Source organism: Alphaproteobacteria bacterium, assembly GCA_033344895.1.
Lineage (GTDB): Bacteria > Pseudomonadota > Alphaproteobacteria > UBA8366 > Aestuariispiraceae > Pacificispira.
Window position 1 is genome coordinate 3,767,850 of sequence record JAWPMN010000001.1, and the last position, 25,493, is coordinate 3,793,342.

Genomic DNA, 25,493 nt, shown 5'->3' on the forward strand with positions numbered 1-25,493 from the left:
CATGCCGGATTGGTCTCCGCTCAAGGACGAGGATCGCGTCTTCCAGAATCTCTACGGGTACCACCCGTGGAACCTGGAATCGGCGAAAAGACGCGGCGCCTGGAAGGACACGAAGTCCCTGGTCGAACTCGGCCGGGAGAAGATTTGCGAGATCGTCAAGGCGTCCGGTCTGCGCGGGCGAGGCGGTGCGGGCTTCCCCACCGGCCTGAAATGGTCCTTCATGCCGCCGGCCAATCCGGAGAAGCCGTCCTATCTGGTCGTCAACGCGGATGAGTCCGAGCCCGGTACCTGTAAGGACCGGGAAATCATGCGCAACGATCCGCATACCTTCATTGAGGGCTGCCTTCTGGCCTCTGTCGGTATGGGCGCGCATGTCTGCTACATCTACATCCGCGGCGAATACCGCCTGGAATACCGTGTGATGGAACAGGCGATCGCTGAGGCCTATGAGGCCGGTCTGGTCGGCAAGAACGCCTGTGGTTCGGGCTACGATTTCGACATCTACATGCATCATGGCGCCGGGGCCTATATCTGCGGCGAGGAAACCGCGCTGCTGGAGAGCCTGGAAGGCAAGAAGGGTCAGCCGCGCCTGAAGCCGCCATTCCCGGCCATGGCCGGTCTGTATGGCTGCCCGACCACCGTGAACAATGTCGAAAGCATCGCGGTGACCGGCGAGATCCTGCGCCGTGGCGCGGAATGGTTCCTTGGCTTCGGACGGGAGAACAATTCCGGGACCAAGCTGTTCTGCGTCTCCGGGCACGTGGAGAAGCCCTGTAACGTCGAAGAAGCCATGTCGATCCCGCTGAAGGAATTGCTGGAACGGCATTGCGGCGGCGTGCGCGGTGGCTGGGATAACCTGAAGGCAGTCATTCCGGGCGGTTCGTCCGTGCCGTTGATCCCGAAGGATATCTGCGACGATGTTCTGATGGATTTCGACGCGTTGAAGGAAGTGAAATCCGGCCTGGGCACGGCGGCGGTGATCGTGATGGATCAGTCCACCGACGTCATCAAGGCGATCGCCCGGCTGAGCTACTTCTACAAACATGAAAGCTGCGGCCAGTGCACGCCCTGCCGCGAAGGCACCGGCTGGATGTGGCGCGTCATGGAGCGACTGGTGCGTGGTGAGGCGGAGATCGAAGAGATCGACACACTGCTGGAAGTCACCAAACAGGTCGAAGGGCACACGATCTGCGCTCTCGGCGACGCGGCGGCCTGGCCGATCCAGGGCCTGGTCCGTCACTTCCGCGACGAGATCGAAGACCGCATCAAGAACCGCACGCGCGTGGCCATGCCAGGCGCGGCGGCGGCTGAATAAGTAGGACGGGGCGCTGACCATGGCGACGATAACGGTCAAGATTAACGGCGAAGAGCACGAGGTCGAGCAGGGCATGACGGTCCTGCAAGCGTGCGAGCAGGCCGGCGTGGAAGTGCCGCGCTTCTGCTATCACGAGCGGCTCTCCATCGCGGGCAACTGCCGCATGTGCCTGGTCGAAGTGAAGCCCGGCCCGCCGAAGCCGGCGGCGTCCTGTGCTTTGCCGGTCGCGCCGAACCAGGAAATCTTCACCGATACGGAGATGGTCCATAAGGCGCGTAACGGCGTCATGGAATTCCTGCTGATCAACCATCCGCTGGATTGCCCGATCTGCGACCAGGGCGGCGAATGCGACCTGCAGGACCAGGCCATGGCCTATGGCCGCAGCGGTTCGCGCTATGACGAGAACAAGCGCGCGGTCAAAGACAAGTATATGGGACCGCTGATCAACACGATCATGACCCGCTGCATTCACTGCACGCGCTGTGTCCGCTTCGTCGCGGAAGTCGCCGGCGTCGAGGAAATCGGCCTGCTGAACCGCGGTGAAAATGCCGAGATTTCCAGCCTTGAGAAGGCGGTGGACAGCGAGTTGTCTGCCAACGTGATCGACCTGTGCCCGGTCGGCGCCCTGACGTCCAAGCCCTATGCGTTCGAAGCACGCCCCTGGGAATTGAAGAAGACCGAAAGCATCGATGTGATGGACGCCGTCGGCTCCAACATCCGCATCGACACGCGGGGCAACGAGGTCATGCGCGTGCTGCCGCGTCTGAATGAGGACGTGAACGAGGAATGGATTTCCGACAAGTCGCGTTATGCCTGTGACGGCCTGCGCCGTCAGCGCCTGGACCGCCCCTATGTGCGCGGCGAAGACGGCAAGCTGAAAGCGGCCTCCTGGCAGGACGCCATGACGGCGATCGCCAAGGCGGCATCCGGCCTGAAAGGCGCGGAGATCGCGGCGATTTCGGGCGACCAGGCCTGCGTGGAGAGCGTTTATTCCCTGAAGAAGCTGATGACGGCCCTGGGATCGCCCAATACCGACTGTCGTCAGGACGGTGCCAAGCTGGATAGCGGCGTGCGTGCCGGGTACCTGTTCAACACCACCATTGCCGGGATCGATGAAGCTGACGCATTGCTGGTCGTCGGCGCGAACCTGCGGTGGGAAGCTCCGATCATCAATGCGCGGATCCGCAAACGGTGGCTGCATGGCGATCTGAAGGTCGCATCGGTCGGGCCCGCGGTTCAGACAACCTACGATGTGGACCACCTGGGCGCCGGACCGGAAACGCTGAAGGAACTGGCGGATGGGAAGCACCCCTTCGCCGATGTTCTGAAGAAGGCGGAACGCCCGATGCTGATTGTCGGCCCTGGGGCGGTGGCGCGCGAAGACGGCGCGGCGGTTCTGGCTGCTGCGAAGAAGATCGCGGACATGTGCGGTCTGATCAAGGATGGCTGGAACGGCTTCAATGTCCTTCACACGGCCGCCGGCCGGGTTGGTGCGTTGGATCTTGGCTTCACGCCGGAAGAGGGCGGGGCGGATGCCGCCGGAATCGTCGCCGGTGCCAAGGCCGGGTCGATCAAGCTGGTATATCTGCTGGGCGTCGATGAAATGGATCTGACCGGCCTGAAGGACAGCGGCGCCGTCGTCGTCTACCAGGGGCACCATGGCGATGCGGGCGCCCATGCAGCGGATATCATCCTGCCGGGCGCGGCCTACACGGAAAAGAATGCCACCTTCGTGAATACCGAGGGTCGGGTACAGCTGGCGCGGCGTGCCAACTTCCCGCCGGGCGACGCGAAGGACGATTGGGCCATTCTTCGGGCACTTTCGGAAACGCTGGGTAAACCGTTGCCCTGGATCGATTTCGACGGTCTGCGTCAGTCGATGCGCGCGGAGTTCCCGCATCTGGCCCGGATCGACGATGCCGAGGCGGCCACCTGGGCGGATTTCGGTGAGGCCGGTGCAATGGATTCCGCACCGTTCCAGTCGCCGATCGAAAACTTCTACATGACGGACCCGATCTCGCGGGCGTCCGAGACGATGGCGGAATGCACGCAGGTCTTCGTGCTGGACCGCCAGGAAAAGGGGACCGGCACCAATGGCTGAGTTGTTCGACGGCATTTGGTGGAGCGGCTACGTCTGGCCGACCCTCCTGACGGTGTTGCTGATCGTTGCGATCATGGTCCCGATCCTGATCGCCGTGGCCTATCTGACGCTGGCGGAGCGCAAGGTCATCGGCTGGATGCAATTGCGCAAGGGGCCGAATGTCGTCGGCCCGTTCGGTCTGCTGCAGCCGCTGGCGGACGGCCTGAAGCTGATGCTGAAGGAAACCGTCATCCCGTCGGGATCGAACCCGGTTCTGTTCCTGATCGCGCCGATGCTGACCTTCATCCTGGCGCTGATTGCCTGGGCGGTCATCCCGTTCGACGAGGGCTGGGTGCTGGCCGACATCAATGTCGGGGTACTGTATCTGTTCGCGATTTCGTCGCTGGGCGTCTACGGCATCATCATCGCGGGCTGGGCCTCCAATTCGAAATACGCCTTCCTCGGGGCCCTGCGCTCCGCCGCGCAGATGGTGTCTTATGAGGTCTCCATCGGCTTCGTCATCGTAACCGTGCTGATCTGCGTCGGTTCCTTGAACCTCAGCGATATCGTCCTGGCGCAGGCCGGCGGCGGTTTCTGGAACTGGTACTTCCTGCCGTTGCTGCCGATGTTCGTCGTCTTCGTGATCTCGGCCCTGGCCGAAACGAACCGGGCGCCGTTCGATCTGCCGGAGGCGGAGGCGGAACTGGTGTCCGGCTATAACGTCGAATACTCCGCCATGGCCTTCGCCCTGTTCTTCTTGGGTGAGTACGCCAACATGATCCTGATGAGCGGCATGACCACGGTGCTGTTCCTGGGCGGCTGGCTGCCGCCGCTGGACATCGCGCCCTTCACCTGGGTGCCGGGCCCGATCTGGTTCGCGCTGAAGATCTGCTTCGTGCTGTTCATCTTCCTTTGGGTTCGCGCCACCTTCCCGCGCTACCGCTACGACCAGCTGATGCGCCTGGGCTGGAAGGTCTTCCTGCCGCTGTCACTGTTCTGGGTGGTCGCGACCGCCGGTTTCCTGGTCGCATTCGACCTGCTGCCCACCGCGGCCAATTGAGACAGAGGAGAGCTTCGATATGACTAGCCTCGACCGGACCGCGAAAGCCTTCCTGCTGAGCGAACTGCTCAGCGGCATGGCCCTGACCTTCAAGGCCATGTTCAAGCCGAAGCACACGATCAACTATCCCTACGAAAAGGGACCGTTGAGCCCGCGCTTCCGCGGCGAGCATGCACTGCGTCGCTATCCCAACGGGGAAGAGCGCTGCATCGCCTGCAAGCTGTGTGAAGCCGTGTGCCCGGCACAGGCCATCACCATCGAGGCCGAGCCGCGGGCCGACGGGTCCCGTCGGACGACGCGCTACGACATCGACATGACAAAATGCATCTACTGCGGCTACTGCCAGGAGGCCTGTCCGGTCGATGCCATCGTCGAGGGGCCGAATTTCGAATTCGCGACCGAAACCCGCGAAGAGCTGTTCTACAACAAGGACAAGCTCCTCGCGAACGGTGAGCGTTGGGAGGCGGAAATCGCTTCCAACCTTGAATTGGACGCGCCCTACCGGTAAGGCCGGGCGACACTACGAGGGGGGAACCAATGGCATTCGCCGGGTTCATGTTCTACATCTTCGCCGCGATCACCGTGGCGTGCGGGGTGATGGTCATCACGTCGCGCAATCCGGTGCATTCGGTGCTCTATCTGATCCTCGCCTTCTTCAACGCGGCGGGGCTCTTCGTCCTGATCGGCGCGGAGTTCCTGGCGATGATCCTCGTCGTGGTCTATGTCGGCGCGGTCGCGGTTCTGTTCCTGTTCGTCGTCATGATGCTGGACGTGAATTTCGTCGAACTGCGCAAGGGCGTGAAGAAATACGTCTATATCGGCGCGACGCTGGGCGGCATCCTGTTCCTCGAGCTGGGGCTCGCGGCGACATCCTGGACCCTTGGCCCGGAGATCGCGAATGTCGCGCTCAGCCCGGTGGCGGGTGACGTTCACAATACCCGCGCCATCGGCCAGGTGATCTACACCGACTATGTCTATCTGTTCCAGGGCGCGGGCATGATTCTGCTGGTCGCCATGCTGGGTGCGATCGTGCTCACGCTGCGCAGTCGACCCGGCGTCAAGAAACAGATCATCGCCGACCAGGTAAACCGGTCCTCGAAGGACGAGGTTTCCGTGGTCAAAGTGCCAACCGGCAGCGGCGTGTAAAGGGAGGGCGCGAAATGATCATCGGTCTCGAACACTACCTGACCGTTGCGGCGATCCTGTTCACGCTGGGTCTGTTCGGCATCTTCCTGAACCGCCGCAATGTCATCGTCATCCTGATGTCGGTGGAACTGATGCTGCTGGCGGTGAACATCAATCTGGTCGCATTCTCAGCCTATCTGCAGGATCTGACTGGCCAGATCTTCGCCATGTTCGTCCTGACCGTGGCTGCGGCGGAGGCCGCCATCGGTCTGGCCATCCTTGTCGTGTTCTATCGCAACCGCGCCTCCATCGCGGTCGACGACGTCAGCAATATGAAGGGCTAGAGACAGAGCCATGGAAGCACTGATCGTATTCCTTCCGCTGATCGGGGCGCTGATCGCCGGATTCGGCGGGCGCGCCATCGGCGGCCATAAAGGCGACGTCTTCGCGCAATGGGTCTCATCCGGCCTGCTGGTCGTGGCGGCGATTCTGTCCTGGATCACCTTCATACAGGTCGGCGGCCTCTTTGCCGGCGGCCAGGCGATGGAAGGCTACAAGATCGAGCTGCTGCGGTGGGTTGTCGTCGGTGATTTCGCCTTCGACTGGTCACTGCGCATCGACACGCTGACCGCCGTGATGCTGGTGGTCGTGACCACGGTGTCGTCGCTGGTGCATATCTATTCCATTGGATACATGCATCACGATCCGGGTATTCCGCGGTTCCAGGCCTATCTGAGCCTGTTCACCTTCATGATGCTGATGCTGGTGACCGCCGACAATCTGGTCCAGATGTTCTTCGGTTGGGAAGGCGTCGGTCTGGCGTCCTATCTGCTGATCGGGTTCTGGTACAAGAAGCCGTCGGCGAATGCGGCGGCGATCAAGGCGTTCGTCGTGAACCGTGTCGGTGATTTCGGCTTTGCGCTCGGCATCTTCGGCACCTTCGTGATGACCGGCGCGCTTGCCTTCGACGATATCTTCGCCGCCATTCCTGGCATTGCCGCCAGCGAAGCCGAAGGGGCGGTCTTCACCTTCCTGTGGATGAGCTTCACGCCCGGTGAAGCGATTACCTGTCTTTGCCTGCTGCTGTTCATGGGGGCCATGGGCAAGTCGGCGCAGCTGGGCCTGCACACCTGGTTGCCGGACGCGATGGAAGGTCCGACTCCGGTCTCCGCGCTGATCCATGCCGCGACCATGGTGACCGCCGGTGTCTTCATGGTCTGCCGCCTTTCGCCGATGTTCGAATTCTCGGAAACGGCGTTGTTGGTCGTGACCTTCGTCGGGGCAAGTACCGCCTTCTTCGCGGCGACGGTCGGCCTGACGCAGAACGACATCAAGCGTGTCATTGCCTATTCGACCTGTTCGCAGCTCGGCTACATGTTCTTCGCGGCTGGCGTCTCGGCCTATCCCGCGGCCATGTTCCACCTGTTCACGCATGCTTTCTTCAAGGCCCTGCTGTTCCTTGGCGCCGGTGCGGTGATTCACGCCGTCTCCGACGAACAGGACATGCGCAAGATGGGTGGGCTTGCGAAGCCGATCTGGAAGACCTGCGTGCTGATGTGGATCGGCTCTCTCGCCCTTGGCGGGATCGGTATCCCCGGCACGTATATCGGCTTTGCCGGCTTCTTCTCGAAGGACATCATTCTGGAATCGGCCTATGGCGCGCATACCGGGATCGGCATGTTTGCCTTCTGGATGGGCGTGGCTGCGGCCATCATGACCGCATTCTATTCCTGGCGTCTGCTGTGGATGACCTTCCACACGCCGCCGCGCGCGGATGAGAAGGTGATGGCGCATGTCCATGAATCCCCGAATGTCATGCTGGTGCCGCTGTATGTGCTGGCCATCGGTGCGGTCTTCGCGGGCGCTGTGTTCTATCCGTACTTCACCGGTGACAACTGGCAGGCATTCTGGGGCGACTCGATCCTGATCCTGGAACAGCATGCCGCACTCGAGAACGCGCATCATGTGCCGCTCTGGGTGAAGTGGACCCCGCTGGTCGTTGGGATCATCGGGATCCTGGGGGCCATCCATGTCTATCGTCGCGGCCTGGATAAGGGGCGTGCGATCGGACAGTTCTGGGGACCGTTCTACCAGTTCTCGTTCAACAAATGGTACTTCGACGAGCTCTACGACTTCCTGTTCGTTCGCCCGTCCTTCGCCATCGGCCGCCTGTTCTGGAAACGGGGCGACGGTACGGTCATCGACGGTCTGGGACCGGATGGAGTCGCGAAGACCACCAATCTGGCGGCAGGGCGCGTCAGCCTGCTGCAGAGCGGATATCTGTATCACTATGCGTTTGCCATGCTGATCGGCGTTGTCGTCCTGATCGGCTTCTACCTCCTGGCAGGCTAAGAAGGGACCCGTAGGGACAATGTCGCAAACCACTATGCCTCTTCTGAGTCTGACGACCTTCCTGCCGCTGGTCGGGGCGCTGTTCCTGATGGTGATCCGCAGCGACAATGAGGAGGAAGTCGCACGCAATGCCCGCTGGGGTGCCTTGTTCACCTCATTGGTCGTGTTCTTCCTGTCGTTGCTGATTCTGGCCAATTTCGATGGCTCGAGCGCGGAATTCCAACTGGTCGAGCGCGAGGAATGGCTGCCCTCTGTCGGCATATCGTATCATCTGGGCGTCGACGGAATTTCCGTCTGGTTCGTCCTGCTGTCGACCCTGCTCACGCCGATCTGCATTCTGGCCAGCTGGAACGCCATCAAGACCCGTGTGCGGGAATACATGGTCGCCTTCCTGGTTCTCGAAACCATGATGGTCGGCATGTTCTGCGCACTCGACATGCTGCTGTTCTACATCTTCTTCGAAGGTGTACTGCTGCCGATGTTCCTGATCATCGGTGTCTGGGGCGGCGCCCGCCGGATTTATGCCGCGTTCAAGTTCTTCCTGTATACGCTGCTCGGCTCTATCCTGATGCTGGTGGCGCTGATCGCGATGTACTACTTCGCTGGCGGCACGACCGATATTCCGACCCTGATGACGACGCAGTTCCCCGAGGACATGCAGAAGCTGATCTGGCTCGCCTTCTTTGCCAGCTTCGCGGTCAAGGTCCCGATGTGGCCGGTTCACACCTGGCTGCCCGACGCGCATGTCGAGGCACCAACCGCCGGGTCCGTCATCCTGGCCGGGGTGCTGTTGAAGATGGGCGGCTACGGCTTCCTGCGCTTCTCCATCCCGATGATGCCACTGGCGTCGGCTGATTTCGCCTGGATCGTCTTTGCGCTGTCCTGTGTCGCGGTGGTCTATACCTCACTGGTCGCCCTGGTGCAGGAAGACATGAAGAAGCTGATCGCCTATTCGTCGATCGCCCATATGGGCTTCGTCACGGCGGCCATCTTCTCGGTCAACGAGACCGCGATTGCGGGGTCCATCCTTCAGATGCTGAGCCACGGCCTGGTGTCCGGCGCGCTCTTCCTCTGCGTTGGCGTGGTATATGACCGCCTGCATACCCGTGAGATTGCGCGCTACGGCGGTCTGGCGACCAACATGCCGCGCTATGCGCTTGTCTTCATGCTGTTCACCATGGCGTCCGTGGGGCTGCCGGGGACCAGTGGGTTCGTCGGTGAGTTCCTGATCCTCTATGGAGCGTTCGAGCATAACACCTGGGTTGCGGCGTTCCTTGCGACAGGGATGATCCTCGGTGCGGCCTACATGCTGTTCCTCTATCGGAGGGTCGTCTTCGGGGAACTGACGAAGGATGACGTGAAGGCCATGTTGGATATGAGCCCGCGGGAGATTGCGATCTTCGCGCCGCTCATCATCCTGACGATCTGGATGGGCGTTTATCCATCGACCTTCCTCGATCCGATCGAAGCGTCCGTAATCAATCTGGTTCAGAACTACGATGCGGCTATTGCCGCGGCACGCGACAGCGCCGCCGCGCTGGCCGACAGCCAATAAGGAAGAGAGGGGCCGACCCCTATGATGTTCGAAACCTCCATGCTCGCCCCCGCGCTTCCGGAAATCGTCCTGGCTTGCGCGGTCATGGCCCTGATGATGGTCGGCGTGTTCTCGCCGGCCAAGGCGGCGCTCGGGCGCGTTTCCTTCCTGGCGGTCGTAACGCTGGTAGGGGTCGGCGTCTTGATCGCCGTTGTCGGCAGCGACTACCGACTGGCGCTTGGCGACCTGTTCGTGGTCGACAGTTTTGGCTTCTTCATGAAGCTTCTGGTCGTGATTGCGGCACTGCTGGCCCTGGTGATGAGCGACGGCTACATCCGACGGGAAGGCATGGGCCGGTTCGAGTATCCGGTGCTGTTGTGCTTCGCCACGCTCGGCATGCTGATGATGATCTCGGCGAACGATCTGATTTCGCTGTATATCGGTCTGGAACTGCAGAGCCTGTCACTTTATGTCGTCGCGGCCTTCCAACGCGACCAGCTGCGCTCTACGGAGGCCGGCCTGAAGTATTTCGTGCTCGGCGCGCTCAGCTCCGGCCTGCTGCTCTACGGCTGCTCCCTGATCTACGGGTTCGCCGGCACCACCGGCTTCGACGATCTGGCCCGCCAGATGTCCGCTGTCGACCAGGCTCCGACCGGACTGATTGTCGGTCTGGTTTTCCTGTCCGCCGGTCTCGCCTTCAAGATTTCCGCGGTTCCGTTCCATATGTGGACGCCGGACGTTTACGAAGGCGCGCCGACCCCGGTAACAGCCTTCTTTGCGGTCGCGCCGAAGATTGCGGCCATGGCGCTGATCCTACGCGTGATGCTTGGCCCGTTCGGGGAGTTGATCGACGAGTGGCGCCAGATCATCTGGCTGATCTCGGTCGCGTCGATGATCCTCGGTGCGTTGGCCGCGATTGCCCAGACCAACATCAAGCGCCTGATGGCCTATTCCTCCATCGGTCACGTCGGCTATGCCCTGATGGGGCTGGCGGCCGGCTCCGAAGCCGGGGCAGGCGGGGTCATGCTGTATATGGCGATCTACCTCGTCATGAATGTCGGTACCTTCGCCTGCATTCTGTCGATGAAGGTCAAGGACCGGATGGTTGAGAACATCTCCGACCTTGCCGGCCTGTCCAAGACCCGACCGGGTATGGCCTTTGCGCTGATGCTGTTCATGTTCTCCATGGCGGGTATTCCCCCGCTGGCCGGGTTCTTCGGCAAATTCTTCGTCTTTGCCGCAGCGATCGAGGCCGGCCTGATCTATCTGGCCGTGATCGGTGCCCTGACCAGTGTGATCAGCGCGTTCTACTACCTGCGCATCATCAAGGTCATGTATTTCGATGAGAGCGAGGAAACGCTCGACCCGATCGAAGGCCGTTCCATGAAGGCGATCCTGCTGGTCAGCTCCATCGCGGTTCTGGTCTTTGTTCTGGCGCCTCAGCCCATCGCCGACTACGCGGCGCACGCGGCATCGGTCCTTTTCCCGGGGTGATTTCGTCCCTGCCAGCGGGCTGGACGGAGCATCGCTTCGACAGTCTTGGATCGACGATGGATGCCGCCCGCGACATGGCGGAATCCGGCGCCGGCGACCGTACGCTCGTGCGTGCCGACGTGCAGAGCGGTGGTCGCGGACGGTATGGGCGTCCCTGGGTGTCGGAGGCCGGCAATCTCTATCTGACGGTCATCCTGCGCGAGGCGCGGCCGCTTTCCCAGTGCGCCCAGTTGAGTTTTGCGGCGGCTCTGGCAGTCGCGGAGTCGATCCCGGATGACGGTGTTCGTTTGAAATGGCCGAATGATGTTCTGATCCGGGACAAGAAGACGGCGGGAATCCTACTGGAAGCCGGCGGCGAGAACACCGCGCCGTGGATCCTGATCGGGATCGGCGTCAATGTCGCCCATTTTCCGACCGATACACCCTATCGCGCCACCAGCCTGTCGGCTGAAGACCTCCCGACGGACCTGGACGCGCTTTGCCGCAGCCTTGCGTCGGGAATCGACCGCTGGCGCGGGATTTGGCATAAGCAGGGGGCGCCCGCACTGCATCGGGCCTGGATGGATCATGCCAAGGGTGTTGGTGAGCCGATCCGTGTGCGCCTCCGGGAACGACAGATCGATGGCGTCTTTGAATCGCTGGACAGCGAGGGGCGGCTGATCGTCCGGACCGACGGAAATGAACGGCATGCGATTGCGGCCGGCGATGTGTTCTTCGACTGAAGGATTGGAACCATGCTTCTAGCCATCGATTCCGGGAATACGAATGTCGTGTTCGGCATCTTCGACGGTGTCGACTTCGTTAAGGCATTCCGCTGCGCCAATGATCCGAAGCGCACGGCGGACGAATATATCGTCTGGCTGAGCGAGCTCATGAAGCTGAACGGGCTGGATTACAACGACATTACCGGCACCGTGATCGGCAGTGTCGTGCCGGAAACCGAATTCAATCTGATCAGTCTGTGCCGACGCTATTTCGACGGCGAGCCGGTGGTGATCGGCGAAGAGGGCGTCGAACTGGGCATTGAGGTTCTGATCGACCGTCCGGAGCAGGCCGGGGCGGACCGGCTGGTCAATGCGCGTGAAGCGCATGAGACCTATGGCGGTCCGCTGATCTGTATCGATTTCGGCACGGCGACGACCTTCGACGTCGTGGACGGGGATGGAAACTATCGGGGCGGTGTGATCGCGCCCGGGATCAACCTTTCGCTGGAGGCCCTTTACATGGCTTCCGCCAAGCTGCCGCTCGTGGAGATCGCGCCGTCCCGCACGGTCATCGGCAAGTCGACGCAGCATGCAATGCAGTCCGGCATTTTCTGGGGCTATGTCAGCATGATCGAAGGCATGGTCGACCGAATCCGACTGGAATACGGAGATGATATGAAAGTTGTTGCCACCGGCGGTCTCGCGGACCTGTTCGCGGAAAAGACGGCCGTCATTCAGCATACGGACCGGGCGCTGACGATCCGCGGCCTGATCGGGATTTATCGCAAGAACCGGGGTAACCAATGATCGGGTTTCGCGAAACCGATACACCTGGCGCGGAAGAGTTCCTGTTTCTGCCGCTCGGCGGAACCGGCGAGATCGGGATGAACCTCAATCTCTACGGTCACGACGAGAAATGGCTGATGGTGGATTGCGGCATTACCTTCGGCGACGAACGCACGCCGGGTATCGATGTGATCATGCCCGACCCCGGCTTCATCGAGGAACGGATCGAAGACCTGTGTGGTCTGGTTCTGACCCACGCCCATGAGGACCATCTGGGTGCGGTTCAGTATCTCTGGCCGCGCCTCAAATGCCCGGTCTATGCGACGCCTTTCACGGCGGCCGTTCTGCGCCGGAAGCTGGCGGAGGCAAGCTTCGGCGGGAAGGTTGAGATCATAGAGGTTCCGATGTCGGGCCAGTTTGATGTCGGCCCCTTCAATGTGGAACTGATCACACTGACCCATTCGATCCCGGAACCGAATGCCCTGGTCATCCGCACGCCCATGGGCGCGATCCTTCATACCGGCGACTGGAAGCTGGATCCGGATCCCCAGATCGGTCCCTCGGCCGACGAAAAGCGGTTGATGGCGCTCGGGGAGGAAGGCGTTCTGGCGATGGTCTGCGATTCGACCAATGCCATGTCTCCGGGGCGCAGCGGCTCCGAAGGCGATGTCCGGGAGAACCTGGCGGAAGTCGTGAAGGGGTGCGACGGGCTCGTAGCCGTGGCGTGCTTCGCGTCCAACGTGGCGCGGCTTGAGAGCGCGGCGAAGGCTGCCCTGGCCTGCGGCCGCCAACCGGCGCTTGTCGGGCGCTCCCTGTGGCGCATGAATGATGCCGCGCGGGAAACCGGATATCTTCAGGATCTCCCCAATTTTCTGACGGATGAGGCGGCATCGCGCCTTCCACCGAACAAGGTTCTGTTGATCTGCACCGGAAGCCAGGGTGAGCCCCGGGCGGCGCTTTCCCGGATCGCCCGTGGGGACCACAACTTCATCGAGATGGGGGAGGGCGATACCGTTATCTTCTCCAGCCGCGAAATTCCCGGGAACGAGGTCGCCATCGGCGAGCTGCAGAACGCGCTGACGCAACTAGGCTGTACCATCATCACGGCCAATGATGCCGAAATTCACACATCCGGCCATCCGAACCGGGACGAACTGGCCGATATGTACGGTTGGATCCGCCCCCGCGTCGCGATCCCGGTGCATGGTGAGCACCGCCACCTGCTTGCCCATGCCCGGTTGGCCCAGAGCTGCCAGGTGCCTCATGGCATCGTGTCCAAGAACGGCATGCTGATGAATGTGACCCCGAATGGTGTCGATGTAGTCGACGAGGTCTATGCCGGACGCCTTGCGCTCGACGGGGACCGCCTGATCCCGTTGGACCACGGCTCGATCCGTCAGCGTCGCCGCATGTCCTATAACGGGGCCGCCGTTGTCTCGATTGCGTTGGACAAGTCTGGAAAACTCGCGGACGAGGCCCAGATCTCTGTTTCCGGCTTGCTCGATTCCGACGGGCCGGAATGGGACGAATTGCTGGATATAGCCGAAGACACTGTCGAATCCCTGGGGCGCAAGCAGCGTCAGGACGATGGCGCGGTGATTGAGGCGGTGCGGGTTGCCGTGCGGCGTCGATTGCAGCAGATGACCCGTCGCCGTCCCCAGGTCGATGTCCATTTGTTGCGTGTTTAGAGTAGGTTGAACAAGGAGCGGGAAATGATTGGCAAGCTCAACCACGTTGCGATCGTCGTACCGGATCTTGAGGCGGCCAGCGCGGTGTACCGTGATACGCTGGGCGGTGACGTTTCCGAACCCCACACCCTTCCGGAGCACGGGGTTACGACGGTTTTCGTCAATCTTCCCAATACGAAGATCGAGTTGCTGCATCCCTTCGGCGACGAATCCCCGATTGCCAAATTCCTGGAAAAGAACCCGTCCGGAGGCATGCATCACGTCTGCTACGAAGTGGATGACATCATTGCCGCGCGTGACAGGCTGAAGGCGGAGGGCGCCCGCGTCCTGGGTGATGGCGAGCCGAAGACCGGCGCCCATGGAAAGCCCGTGCTGTTCCTTCATCCCAAGGATTTTTGCGGCACCCTGGTGGAACTGGAACAGGTCTGAGCGGCATGAGCATCGCGTCCTTCATTGTCGTATTTGTCATCGGTTTCTGGCTCGCCTTCTTCATGGTCCTGCCGATCGGCGTACGCCGAGACGACAATCCGGAGAAGGGGAACGATCCCGGCGCCCCGAAAATTCACATGATCGGAAAGAAGGTGCTTTGGGCGGGACTTGCCGCGGTCGTCCTGACCGGCGTCTATTGGTATCTGGTGGATATCGTCGGGTTCCGGATCGTTCCTTCCTGACACAAGGCTGTCAGGAGCCCTGTCCGGCCCGTCTTTCTGATCGCGGAATCCGGTTCTATCGTCTGCCGCAGAAACAACTGCGAGGCTTACGATGAGTTGGTATTGCGACTTCGCGATCGGTGATCCGGTCCATGGCGGCTATCACGATACCGAGTACGGCGTTCCGGAACGGGATGAAGCGCGCCTTTTCGAGCGTCTGACCCTGGAAATCATGCAGGCCGGGCTGAATTGGGGCCTGATCCTGCGCAAGAGGGACGGGTTGAATCAGGCCTTTGACGGTTTCGATGTCGACACAGTCGCCGCCTATGGTGACGCGGATGTGCGGCGGCTTCTGGCAGACGAGCGCATCGTCAGGAACCGTCTGAAGGTCAATGCCGTCATATACAATGCCTGCGTATTGAAAAAGATGCGCGACAGTCACGGTGGTTTCGCGGGCTGGATCGAAACACATCACCCGCTGACCAAGGATCGCTGGATCAAGTTGTTCAAGAAGACGTTCAAATTCACCGGTGGGGAGATTACCGGTGAATTTCTGATGTCGATCGGCTATCTGCCCGGCGCCCATCGCGAGGACTGCCCGGCCTACCGTCGGATTGCCGCTCTGAGCCCGCCATGGATGCAGCAAGGCGCGGAGTTCTACGCGACCTGACTTCCACTTTCGGCGCGGGATGCCAGTTCCACAGTTTTTGTGTAAAGAACACTTTCCCGGTCGGCCATGGCTTCGACGGCTGTGAAATGGTTCAGTCCGGGCAGTTCCAGATAGGTGGCCTGGACACCCTGACCAAGCAGATGATCAACATAGTCGCGGCTCTGGCGGCGGAATTCGTCGCTTTCCGCGCCGCCGACCGCCGCGATGATCGGGCCGGGGGAGACCACCGGATACCGGATCGGGCTGATTTCCCGGGCCTGTTCCAAAGTCAGGCGCAGGGCCTTGTTGAGACCGGTATGGACCAGCGGCTCGACCTCAAACAGGCCGGAGATCGCAACCGTTCCCTTGATCAGATCGCGCGGCAGGTCCGTATGGACCGAGGTCCAATCCGTCGCCGCCAGCATGCCGACCAGATGGCCGCCGGCGGAATGGCCGGAAATGGTAATCCAGTCTCGATCATACCCGTATTTGTCCGCCTCCTGATAGAGGCAGGCGAGCGCGTCGCGGCAATCTGTGACAATGCCGCCGACCGTGGCGGGCGGGCAGAGAGGATAGTTGAGTACGGCGACGGCGATTCCGGCTTCGACCAGTCCGGCCCCGAACTGCCCGTTGTCCCGCTTGTCCAGGGCCTGCCAGTAACCGCCGTGAATATAGACATGCAGCGGCGGACGATCTTCTCCGCCGGAACTCGGCAGAAAAATGTCGATTGCTCGGGCGTCGTCGGCGCCATAGTTCAGCACCGCGCTTCTCTTGGCCTGATTGGCTGTTCCTTCGCGTCGCCACCGCGCCATGATATCCGGCGCCTCCGGGACCGTTGCACGAGGGCTGTACTGCCGGTTCAGGTCGCTGCGGGTGTATCCGGCAAAGACAATCTCATCGGATGCGGGGGGAATCACCGCCTGCGCCTGCAGACGAATTGCGCCGTCCGATTCGATCAGGGCGACCAGACCCGAATTGCCGGCCAGCGCCTCGCGATAGAGCAGATCCATGTCTGTCAGCGCGGCCATGAATGCCTCGGTGTCCGGAACCGCAATTGTCAGGCGTTCGATATGCGCGGGCGCCGCGCCCTTCGAGGCCAGGTCGCGCCCAAGAGCCGCCGCGGCACCGAGGAACCCACCCTTTAAATCCGTCTCGTTGGAAGTTCCTTCGGCCCAGACAGACACGCCGGTTTCTGCCGATATGTCCGGTGCCGGTTTCCCGCGCCATTCGATCTGCATGTACTCGCCCTTTCCACAGGTCTTATAAAACGATGCGCGATGGAATCAGACTCTCCCCGCCCGCGCCAGCATTGCCGTTGCCAATACCCGCGTTCCATCGGCCAGGTCGGACGGCGTTGCGGATTCCAGTTCATTATGGCTCAGACCGTCCCGACAGGGGACAAAGACCATTGCCGTCGGCTGGAGCGGTGCCAGATAGCAGGAATCATGCCCTGCCATCGAGAAGATATCTGCTGCGGCGATCCCGCAGCTTTCCGCGGATTGCCGCAACAACTGGACTAGGTCAGGATCGAAATTGATGGGGGGTTCCCGCTCCAGTATTCGGCTTTCGACGATCACCTGATCACGGGCCTGTTCAGCCGCGAATGCTTCAGAAATGGCGCTTTCCATGGCTGCCAGACCGGCGGCCGTCGGATGCCGCAGATCGATTGAGAACCGGACACGGCCCGGTATCGTTTTGATGGAGTTTGGTGCGACCGTCAGGGCGCCGACGGTACAGACACCCTGGGGCAGGTGGCTCAGCCCGATCTCTTCCAGCCTTACCACCAACCGGGCCGCGGCGGTCAGGGCGTCGCGTCGCATATCCATCGGCATCGTCCCGGCATGCCCCTCCTGCCCGGTGACCGAGACATCGTACCGAAGTTGCCCCCTGGCACCGGTAACGATGCCGACGGATAGTCTCTGTCGCTCCAGTAATGGTCCCTGTTCGATGTGAGCCTCGAACACGCTGTCGAAACGGCGGAATCCGCAGGGCAGGTTTCCCTTCGCGCCGATGGCGGTCAACGCATCCTCGAAGCGAGTACCGGCGGAATCGACGGTGTCATAGACCGTTTCCAGTTTCATCAGGCCGGCAAACACAGCGGAACCGCCATAGGGGAAACGCGTTCCCTCCTCGTTCGTCCAGACCACCACATCGATCGGACGTCGGGTTTCGATCGCGGCGTCATTCAGTGAGCGCACGACTTCCAGGCCGGCCAGAACACCGAAGGCGCCATCGAATCTCCCGCCGGTCGGCTGGGTATCGAGGTGACTTCCCGTGCAGACGGCTTCGGCATCGGGATCAAGACCCGGACGCCGCGCAAAAATGTTTCCCGCTGCGTCGATCTCGACCTGGCATCCGGCGTCTTCGCACCATTCCTGAAAGAGGTTGCGTGCGGCGCCGTCTTCCACGGTCAGGGCCTGACGATTGACTCCGCCCTTCTGCGTCGCACCGTGTTTCGCCATTTCCATGTGGCTTTGCCACAATCTGTCAGGATTTATGGAGACGTTGCTCAAAGTGCTATAGAATTCAGGCATGCCGTTTCCCCAACAGCGAGAATCGCGATAACAGTCTCGCCGATTGCCTTGGATGGAACCGCGAATGGATGGAGCAAACAACAGGGAATTGCTGCCCGCCACCATTGCGGATGTAGCGACGGAAATCCGAAACGGAGGCTCGGCCTCCCTGGACGCCATGTTTCAGGCATGGGGCGCCCCCAATCCGTTGATCGTGTTCGATCCAGCTGAGGCCGACATGCGCGAAAGCCGGCTTGTTACCTTGCTCCGCTATTGGCACGACATGCCGCAGATAAAGGGACTTCCGGACCATAGTGCCCTCGATCCGATCGACATCACGTCGACCCTGGGCATCGTGATGCTGCTGGAGGTTCTGCCGGAAGGGGATGATTTTCGCTACCTTATCTACGGAGAGGAAATTGCCGAGCGGTTCGGGCGTAACATGGTTGGGAAGCGGACCAGCGATATCCCGACCCAGGCGAGCGTGACGACCCTTTTCCTGGCCTGTTATCGGGTGGCAATCGACACCCGGCGGCCGATCCTGACGGAACATTCGGCGCCGCCCAAGGTTTCGGCCACGACGTGGCGCCGGCTGGTGCTGCCCCTTGCCGGCCCGACGGGCGCGGTGGAACGTTTTCTTGTCGGGAACATTCCCGGCGCCTGGCGCAAGCCCAGTTAGCGTCCCGCCAGCTCGGTGACTGTTTCGTACAGGGATCTTGCCAATTCAATGCCCGATTCCGGGGTCTCCAGGCGTGCGCGACGGCGGCGCTGCCCGGGCAGGCGGACGCCGTCCATCGCGGTGGCCGCGGCAAACAGCTGCTCGCAATGGGCAGCCCAGTTTTCCGCATCCCCAAACCGGGACGGGTCCATGGCGACGATGATCTCTCCACCGATCGGCGGCCCGCCATCCTGATTGTCCTGGCGCCCGGCCTCAAAGGAGAATACGGAGCCGATCAACCCACCAGCCAGCAATTCGATCATCATGGCAATATTGGACCCCTTGTAACCGCCAAAGGGCAGTTGGGCCCCCTTCAGAACCTCATTGGGGTCCTCGGTCGGATTGCCGTTCGCGTCGATGCCGGTGCCGATCGGAACCTTCTTGCCGTCCCGGGCGTGGATCATGACATCGCCGCGTGCCATCGCGGCGGATGCCTGATCGAAGACATAGGGATCCTTGCCCGGCCGCGGCCAGGAAAATGCCATCGGATTTGTCCCGAAGAAGGGGCGGGTCCCGCCGGTCGGCGCCACCATGGGGGAGGCCTGGGTGAAGGCCAGGGCGGACAGACCGGCCTCGGCAAGGGTTTCCACTTCCGGCCACAGGGCGGCGAAATGATAAATGTCGACGAGGCCCAGGGCTGCGATACCCTGGCTGCGCGCCCGTTCCGCGAGGGCCGGAAGCCCGGTGTCGAGGGCAAGCGGCGCGAACCCGCCGTCCCCGTCGACACGCAGAATCCCCGGGGCAATATCATGCAGTTTTGGCGATGCCGATCCATTGACCTTGCCACTGCGCAGGGATGCGCAATAGCCCGGCAGGCGGAACAAGCCGTGACTGGCGCAGCGATCCTGCTCGGCCCGCAGCATGATCTGAGTCACGGCTTCGGCATTGGCGCTGTCCGCGCCATGCGCGTCAAGGGCGGCAAGGGATAGTTCCCGGGCTTCGGACAGGCTCAGATTGACGGTCTCGGACATGTCGCCTCCTTCGAAACACTCAGAGCGGACAGCCTATGGGAGCGGCCGGTCCGTGTCAGGGCTTGAGTTGCGCTTCCGTCGGCGCGTCGGGCACCTTGCGGGCCCGTTCGCGATAGATGGTATAGAGACCGCTGCCCACCACGATCGCGCCGCCGACGATGGTCCAGAAATCCGGCAGGTTGCCGAAGACCAGGTAGCCCATGATGGTGGCCCAGACCAGAAGGGTGAAATTGAACGGCTGAAGCGTGGATGCCGGCGCCAGTTCCAGCGCCTTGATCAGCAGCAGATGCCCGGTCGCGCCGGTCACGGACAACAGGGCAAGCCAGCGCCAGGCCTCTGGCGTCGGTTCCACCCAATAGAATGGACCGATCAGAGTCAGGACCGCGGCCCCGACAACCGCCATGTAGAGCAGGGAGGTGTTGGTGCCGTCGTCGCGGCTGGTGACGCGCGTGATCACGTGATAGCTGGCAAACATGACGGCAGCGGCGAGGGCGATCAGGGATTCCAGCTGAAACACGCCGGTTCCCGGACGCAGGATGATCAGGACGCCCAGGAACCCAACGATCACCGCACTCCAGCGGCGCAGCCCGACCTTCTCACCCAGGAAGACCGCCGACATCGCGGTGACGATGAGCGGGAAGCTGGCGAACAGGGCATGGGTTTCGGCCAGGCTGAGAACCCGGACCGCCATGACGAAGATTCCGATTTCGGCCACGATGATCAGGGAGCGCACGACCTGTAGCCAGGGACGCTTCGCCTTCACCGCAGTCTTCAACGGCGTGTGCCAGCTGCTCAGTGCCATCGCGAAGACGGCAAAGAACAGATAGCGCACCCAGATGATCTGCGGCGTCGCATAAGTCTGCGCCAGATGCTTTGTGACGGCATCCTGGCACGCGAAGATGAATGTCGCGCCGATCAGCATCAGAATGCCGCGGCTGGTGGAGTCGAGCTTTGAGAACATGAACTGCCCATACGCCGGAACCGGTTCGGACGCAATCTTTGCGGGCCTCGCTTGCGTCGCGCGGGCGCGGGGATTAGATAGGGCCGTCACCTTGATCCCGGAATTTCGGAAAGCGCCCAAACCATGGCCACCCTTGCAGAGCAGGCCGCGAGCCGTCGCACATTTGCGATCATCAGCCACCCCGACGCGGGGAAGACGACGCTGACGGAAAAGCTGTTGTTACGCGGTGGCGCCATTCACCTTGCCGGGGAGGTGAAGGCCAAAGGCGACCGCCGGCGTGCGCGTTCCGACTGGATGAAGATCGAGCAGCAGCGCGGCATCTCGGTCACGACGTCGGTCATGACCTTCATTCGGGACGGCGTCTATTTCAATCTGCTCGATACGCCGGGCCACGAGGATTTTTCGGAGGATACCTACCGCACGCTGACGGCGGTCGACAGTGCCGTAATGGTGATTGACGCCGCGAAGGGCATCGAGCCGCAGACCCGCAAACTGTTCGAAGTCTGCCGACTGCGCGATATGCCGATTGCGACCTTCATCAACAAGCTGGACCGCGAGGCTCGCGATCCTTTCGAATTGATGGATCAGATCGCCGAGGAGCTTGCGCTGGACGTTTCGCCGGTTGCCTGGCCGATCGGGTCCGGGCGGGAATTCAAGGGCTGCTACGATCTGCTGAACGATCGCGTCCTGCTGATGGGGGAGGACCGCACGGAATCGGTCGAGGTCGACGGTCTGGACGACCCGAAACTGGACGACCTGATTCCGGCCGAACAGTTGGAACAACTGCGTGAGGAAGCGGAACTCGCCCGGGAAGCCTGTCCGAAATTCGACGTGGAGGCGTATCTGGAAGGGACCATGACGCCGGTCTATTTCGGCAGCGCCCTGCGCAATTTCGGGGTCGGTCATCTGCTCTCCGGCATCAGCCTGCATTCGCCGCCGCCGCGCCCCCTGCCGACGGACAAGCGCGAAATCGATCCGAAGGAAGAGAAGGTCACCGGTTTTGTCTTCAAGGTTCAGGCGAACATGGACCCGAACCACCGGGATCGCATCGCCTTCGTTCGATTGGTCTCCGGCAAGTTCAAGCGGGGCATGAAGCTGAAGCATGTCCGGTCCGGCAAGCCGATGGCGATCTACAATCCCATCATGTTCTTTGCCCAGGACCGGGAAATCGCGGACGAGGCCTATCCGGGCGACATTATCGGTGTGCCGAACCACGGTACGCTGCGTGTGGGGGATACGTTGAGCGAGGCAGAGGAAGTGCGCTTCACGGGTATTCCGAACTTTGCGCCAGAGATCCTGCGCCGTGTGCGGCTGGACGATCCGATGAAGGGCAAGCATCTGAAAAAGGCGCTCGAAAGCCTGGCGGAGGAGGGGGTTACCCAGGTCTTCAAGCCGGAACTGGGCGCCAACTGGATCGTCGGTGTCGTCGGGCAACTTCAGCTTGATGTGCTGCAAACCCGGATCGAAGCCGAATACGGGATCAACGTCACGCTGGAGCCCGCACCCTTCGAAACGGCCCGATGGGTCGCTGCCGACGACCCGGCGGAACTGGATCGATTCACAAGCTCGATTCGCAGTGCGATGTCGGTGGATCGCGATGGCGCACCCGTCTTCCTGGCGCGGAACTATTGGGAACTGAACCACCAGACTCAGAACAATCCGAAAATTCGGTTCTCCAAGACAAGGGAACGGTCGTAAGTCCGCCAAAATTCGGAATATTGATCCTGATCATCGACTTCGGCGACCAGTTGGGCGAAGATCGCAACCGCCCAAGAGACATGGCGTACCGAACACGAGGAGGTTGATCCGTGTCTGGTGAGTTATCCATCGCCGATCAGCGAGACCGATTCCTGGCATTTGCCTTTGCCGCATCGGACGTCCTGATCGAAGTGGACGACAGCGGCACCGTTGTCTTCGTGGCCGGATCGGTCAAGAGCCTGTTCGGCCTGTCGCCGGACCAGTTGATGAATGGAGATGTCGCCCGGATTGCCGATCAGGGCGACAGGGTTCTGTTGGGTGAATATCTGAAAAAGCTGATTGCAACCGGCCGTGCCTCTGATCGCCTAATTACCGCCGCGGCGGAAGCGGATGGCAGGAAGCTGCAGATCAGTGTGTCGGGCATGTCGAGCCCGCAGCGCAAAGGCATTCATCATCTTGCTGTGAAGCGGGTGCCATTGGCTTCCCGGCCTGCGCAGAAGCAGGCTCCGGCAAATCCCATGGGGGTTCTGGATTTCGCGAACAGCGCAGCGATGCTCTCCGGCGAAGCCCGGGACGCGGGCGAAAAACTGAACTTCGCCATGTATGATGTCGGTTGGGAGAAGGTCGAATCCCAGGTCGACAGCACGACTGCCGAGACGCTGAACGAGAATCTCGTCCAGACACTTCGGGCCTGGGCTTCGGGCGGCAGCGGTGTCGGACAGGTCGGGCAGGGCAAGTATTCGCTGCTGCTCGACGAAGGGATTGACCCGGAAGTTCTCAAGAAGCGTATCGCCGATGTTGCCCGGGAAACGGATGACAAGCTGGACCTGGACGTCAACCATGCCGCGCTCGATGTGAACGATGTCATCGACACTGACGATTTCGGTGCCTTCTTCGAACAGGCGATGGAGCGCTTCGACGCGGTCGGCGGCGAGAAGTTCGATCTGATGTCTTTCAGCGAACTGCCCGGATCCAAGCCCCAGAAACCGGAAGTCCCGCCCCCGTCGGACATTCATCCGGCACGGCGCATGGCCCGTCGGAAGGGGACGACCGAAAGCTGGGGGTGACGGTAGGCCCTTTTCTAACACTTTCGTGAGCGACCTTCGGTCGGACTTGGCATCTCCGACTGACGCTCTGCATAGTCTTCCGGATGCAAGACCGGAGGGTAGTCATGCTTGGCCCGTTTGCCCTTGTTGGGCGCTCTGCGCTTCTGAGCCTGTTGATCTGGCTGTCCGCACCTGCCGTGGCTCTGGCCGGTGCGGTAAACGCGACGACATTCGGCAATGTCGCCATCGACGGTGCCGATCCCGTGGCATATTTCCAGGACGGTCGGGCGGTGCTGGGGTCGTCCGACTTCGAACTGGAGTGGAACGGCGCGGTCTGGCGCTTCGCCAATGCCGCAAACCGTGCCGCCTTTGAGGCCGATCCGGAACTCTATGCCCCGCAATACGGGGGATATTGTGCCTGGGCGGTCAGCCAAGGCTATACGGCGTCGATTGACCCCGAAGCCTGGAAGATTGTCGATGGAAAGCTTTACCTGAATTACTCGAAGGGTGTGCAGCGCCGCTGGGAGGAGGATATTCCGTCGCGGATCCGTGAGGCGGACGCGAACTGGCCCTCGCTCAAGACACAGGAATAGGCATAGAGGGGCATTGGATCAGGGGAAGTCTCAGTAGACGGTTGCCCGTCGCGGCACAAAGGCATCGGCACGGGCACCGGCTTCCGCCCGTTGATCCTCCGAGAGTTCCGCGGAAAGTTTCTCCGCCTTCTTGGCGGCACCGCTATGCCCCTGTTCGGCGGCCAGGGTGAACCATTTCAGGGCTTCGACCGGATCCTTGGCGATGCCTTCACCGCGCATATAACGCGTGCCGATATGGTTCTGTGCCTTGGAATACCCCTGACGGGCGGCTGCCAGGAACCAGCGCGCGGCCATTTCCAGGCTCTTGTCGACCCCGTTCCCGTCCCGGTAACGCTTGCCCATATTGTACTGGGCGCGGTCAAACCCGGCGATGGCGGCGCGTTCGATCCACAGGGCGGCGCGAATTTCGTTTGAATCCACTCCCAGGCCGTATTCATACATCTTGCCCAGGGAATACTGGGACCGGACAAGCCCGTGATAGGCGGCCCGTTCAAGCCAGCCATAGGCGCGGTCATAATTCTGTTCCACCCCATCGCCTTCGATATAGGCGAGGGCGAGGTTATGCATGGCCTGAGCGTGACCGGCTTCCGCGGCACGGCTCCACCAGTTGATGGCCTTCTTGCGGTCGACGGCGACACCGCGCCCTTCATCGTACAAAACGCCGATATTGAACATGGACTTGGCGCTTCCGGCCTCGGCCAGGGGGGTCCAGATCGACATGGCCTTGAGGAATTCGCCGCGCTGATAGGCCGCCCAGCCGTCCGAGAAATCCTGAGCAAGGGCAGGGGTCGTAATCGAAAGCCCGCCTGCAAACGCGACGGCGAGCACGATACGACGGGTTCGTCTCGTCTCAGCGAACATGTGGCCTCCCTCCAACCAACTGAATCATTATGATCCGATTGGGATTGATGAACAAGGGGGCGACGTCAGAGTGATCGATCAGCCCTGAGCGGAGTATTTGGAGATCTTAAGTCGCAGGAGCTGCAGCAGGCCGCCGATATCCTCACGCGCGATGATCGAGGCGAATTCGCGCTTCTGAGTCAGGGTCATGCTCTTGCCGTCAATGACGACATCCAGAATCCGAATGGCATTGTCCCGCTTGCGAACCAACCAATCGATTTTGATGTCATCCGTCCCCTCCTGAACGATCCTGGTGGAGACCAGTGCCAGTCGTTCACGATAGACCTTTGCCTCCTCAATCGTGAGCGTCTGTCCCGAATAGCCGCCAAGGCGCTTCGTGTAGGTCTGCAGGACGTAGTTCGAGAACAGGTCGAGATATTCGGAGCGTTCTTCCGCGCTTGCCCGTTCCCAGGCCTTATCGAGCACGAACCGGCCGATCTCCTGGACCTCAAAACTGCCGGCGACGATGTCGCGCAGTTTTGCTTCGCGCTCCTCCAGGGAGATTGACTGGTCCTGAAGAACTTCGACGGCGCGGTCCCCCAGGCCCTCGATAAAGGCGGCCGCCTCGTCCGGAGGCGTTTCCGCCAGGGCCGTTGCCGGGAGCAGGAACAAGGCAAAAATAGCGGCAATCATACGCGGCATCTGGCGTCTCCGGA

Annotated in this window: 25 protein-coding genes; 19 read left to right on the forward strand and 6 right to left on the reverse strand. The window is 61.5% G+C overall.

Going from position 1 to position 25,493, the window contains the following annotated elements; genetic code table 11:
• The first annotated feature begins 1 nt into the window (after position 1).
• The 15 genes from nuoF to R8L07_18100 all read left to right on the forward strand — a co-directional run bounded on the left by nuoF (position 2) and on the right by R8L07_18100 (position 15,458).
• Positions 2–1,315, forward strand: coding sequence for an NADH-quinone oxidoreductase subunit NuoF (gene nuoF, locus R8L07_18030; GenBank protein ID MDW3207437.1), 1,314 nt, complete (start codon positions 2–4; stop codon positions 1,313–1,315).
• A 19-nt stretch (positions 1,316–1,334) separates the two neighbouring features.
• On the forward strand, positions 1,335–3,416 hold the full coding sequence (gene nuoG / locus R8L07_18035) for an NADH-quinone oxidoreductase subunit NuoG (protein MDW3207438.1): 2,082 nt from the start codon (positions 1,335–1,337) through the stop codon (positions 3,414–3,416).
• Complete coding sequence (gene nuoH / locus R8L07_18040; GenBank protein MDW3207439.1) at positions 3,409–4,455, forward strand: NADH-quinone oxidoreductase subunit NuoH; 1,047 nt, start codon at positions 3,409–3,411, stop codon at positions 4,453–4,455. The genes nuoG and nuoH overlap by 8 nt, the downstream gene beginning before the upstream one ends.
• Positions 4,456–4,474: 19 nt before the next feature.
• Entirely contained in the window at positions 4,475–4,963 is a 489-nt protein-coding gene (nuoI, locus tag R8L07_18045; GenBank protein MDW3207440.1) for an NADH-quinone oxidoreductase subunit NuoI, read from the forward strand.
• 29 nt (positions 4,964–4,992) lie between these two features.
• Positions 4,993–5,601 (forward strand): NADH-quinone oxidoreductase subunit J, encoded by a 609-nt coding sequence (locus tag R8L07_18050; protein ID MDW3207441.1) that lies wholly within the window; start codon positions 4,993–4,995, stop codon positions 5,599–5,601.
• 14 nt (positions 5,602–5,615) lie between these two features.
• Complete coding sequence (gene nuoK, locus R8L07_18055) at positions 5,616–5,924, forward strand: NADH-quinone oxidoreductase subunit NuoK (GenBank protein MDW3207442.1); 309 nt, start codon at positions 5,616–5,618, stop codon at positions 5,922–5,924.
• A gap of 10 nt (positions 5,925–5,934) precedes the next feature.
• A complete protein-coding gene (gene nuoL / locus R8L07_18060) occupies positions 5,935–7,932 on the forward strand; it encodes an NADH-quinone oxidoreductase subunit L (GenBank protein ID MDW3207443.1) in 1,998 nt (665 codons plus the stop codon).
• A gap of 34 nt (positions 7,933–7,966) precedes the next feature.
• Positions 7,967–9,487: an NADH-quinone oxidoreductase subunit M gene (locus R8L07_18065; GenBank protein ID MDW3207444.1), complete on the forward strand. Its 1,521-nt coding sequence runs from the start codon at positions 7,967–7,969 to the stop codon at positions 9,485–9,487.
• Positions 9,488–9,508: 21 nt separating this feature from the next.
• On the forward strand, positions 9,509–10,960 hold the full coding sequence (gene nuoN / locus R8L07_18070) for an NADH-quinone oxidoreductase subunit NuoN (protein ID MDW3207445.1): 1,452 nt from the start codon (positions 9,509–9,511) through the stop codon (positions 10,958–10,960).
• Positions 10,957–11,682, forward strand: coding sequence for a biotin--[acetyl-CoA-carboxylase] ligase (locus R8L07_18075; GenBank protein ID MDW3207446.1), 726 nt, complete (start codon positions 10,957–10,959; stop codon positions 11,680–11,682). The genes nuoN and R8L07_18075 overlap by 4 nt, the downstream gene beginning before the upstream one ends.
• 12 nt (positions 11,683–11,694) lie before the next feature.
• A complete protein-coding gene (locus R8L07_18080) occupies positions 11,695–12,471 on the forward strand; it encodes a type III pantothenate kinase (protein ID MDW3207447.1) in 777 nt (258 codons plus the stop codon).
• Positions 12,468–14,138: a ribonuclease J gene (locus R8L07_18085; GenBank protein MDW3207448.1), complete on the forward strand. Its 1,671-nt coding sequence runs from the start codon at positions 12,468–12,470 to the stop codon at positions 14,136–14,138. The genes R8L07_18080 and R8L07_18085 overlap by 4 nt, the downstream gene beginning before the upstream one ends.
• Before the next feature lie 24 nt (positions 14,139–14,162).
• On the forward strand, positions 14,163–14,567 hold the full coding sequence (mce, locus tag R8L07_18090) for a methylmalonyl-CoA epimerase (protein MDW3207449.1): 405 nt from the start codon (positions 14,163–14,165) through the stop codon (positions 14,565–14,567).
• A 5-nt stretch (positions 14,568–14,572) separates the two neighbouring features.
• Positions 14,573–14,809, forward strand: a complete 237-nt coding sequence (locus R8L07_18095) for a DUF1467 family protein (GenBank protein MDW3207450.1) — start codon at positions 14,573–14,575, stop codon at positions 14,807–14,809.
• Positions 14,810–14,900: 91 nt separating this feature from the next.
• A complete protein-coding gene (locus R8L07_18100; protein MDW3207451.1) occupies positions 14,901–15,458 on the forward strand; it encodes a DNA-3-methyladenine glycosylase I in 558 nt (185 codons plus the stop codon).
• Here the strand turns inward: R8L07_18100 and R8L07_18105 are convergent.
• Entirely contained in the window at positions 15,446–16,675 is a 1,230-nt protein-coding gene (locus R8L07_18105) for an alpha/beta hydrolase (GenBank protein MDW3207452.1), read from the reverse strand. The genes R8L07_18100 and R8L07_18105 overlap by 13 nt on opposite strands.
• Before the next feature lie 45 nt (positions 16,676–16,720).
• On the reverse strand, positions 16,721–17,971 hold the full coding sequence (locus R8L07_18110) for a Zn-dependent hydrolase (GenBank protein ID MDW3207453.1): 1,251 nt from the start codon (positions 17,969–17,971) through the stop codon (positions 16,721–16,723).
• Positions 17,972–18,035: 64 nt separating this feature from the next.
• Between R8L07_18110 and R8L07_18115 the strand changes: the two genes are divergently transcribed.
• A complete protein-coding gene (locus R8L07_18115) occupies positions 18,036–18,629 on the forward strand; it encodes a PAS domain-containing protein (GenBank protein ID MDW3207454.1) in 594 nt (197 codons plus the stop codon).
• Here R8L07_18115 and R8L07_18120 read toward each other — a convergent pair.
• Both R8L07_18120 and R8L07_18125 read right to left on the reverse strand, forming a co-directional pair.
• Positions 18,626–19,639: an Ldh family oxidoreductase gene (locus R8L07_18120; protein ID MDW3207455.1), complete on the reverse strand. Its 1,014-nt coding sequence runs from the start codon at positions 19,637–19,639 to the stop codon at positions 18,626–18,628. The genes R8L07_18115 and R8L07_18120 overlap by 4 nt on opposite strands.
• 55 nt (positions 19,640–19,694) lie before the next feature.
• Entirely contained in the window at positions 19,695–20,600 is a 906-nt protein-coding gene (locus R8L07_18125; GenBank protein ID MDW3207456.1) for a DMT family transporter, read from the reverse strand.
• 123 nt (positions 20,601–20,723) lie between these two features.
• Here R8L07_18125 and R8L07_18130 point away from each other — a divergent pair, with 123 nt between their 5' ends.
• The 3 genes from R8L07_18130 to R8L07_18140 all read left to right on the forward strand — a co-directional run bounded on the left by R8L07_18130 (position 20,724) and on the right by R8L07_18140 (position 23,937).
• Complete coding sequence (locus R8L07_18130; protein MDW3207457.1) at positions 20,724–22,298, forward strand: peptide chain release factor 3; 1,575 nt, start codon at positions 20,724–20,726, stop codon at positions 22,296–22,298.
• Positions 22,299–22,408: 110 nt separating this feature from the next.
• On the forward strand, positions 22,409–23,365 hold the full coding sequence (locus R8L07_18135) for a PAS domain-containing protein (GenBank protein MDW3207458.1): 957 nt from the start codon (positions 22,409–22,411) through the stop codon (positions 23,363–23,365).
• A gap of 104 nt (positions 23,366–23,469) precedes the next feature.
• A complete protein-coding gene (locus R8L07_18140) occupies positions 23,470–23,937 on the forward strand; it encodes a YHS domain-containing (seleno)protein (protein MDW3207459.1) in 468 nt (155 codons plus the stop codon).
• 30 nt (positions 23,938–23,967) lie between these two features.
• Here the strand turns inward: R8L07_18140 and R8L07_18145 are convergent, their stop codons facing one another.
• The gene (locus tag R8L07_18145) at positions 23,968–24,798 is read right to left on the reverse strand and encodes a tetratricopeptide repeat protein (GenBank protein ID MDW3207460.1); all 831 of its coding nucleotides are present in this window, start codon (positions 24,796–24,798) and stop codon (positions 23,968–23,970) included.
• 78 nt (positions 24,799–24,876) lie between these two features.
• Positions 24,877–25,479 (reverse strand): ABC transporter substrate-binding protein, encoded by a 603-nt coding sequence (locus R8L07_18150; GenBank protein ID MDW3207461.1) that lies wholly within the window; start codon positions 25,477–25,479, stop codon positions 24,877–24,879.
• Positions 25,480–25,493 lie beyond the last annotated feature (14 nt).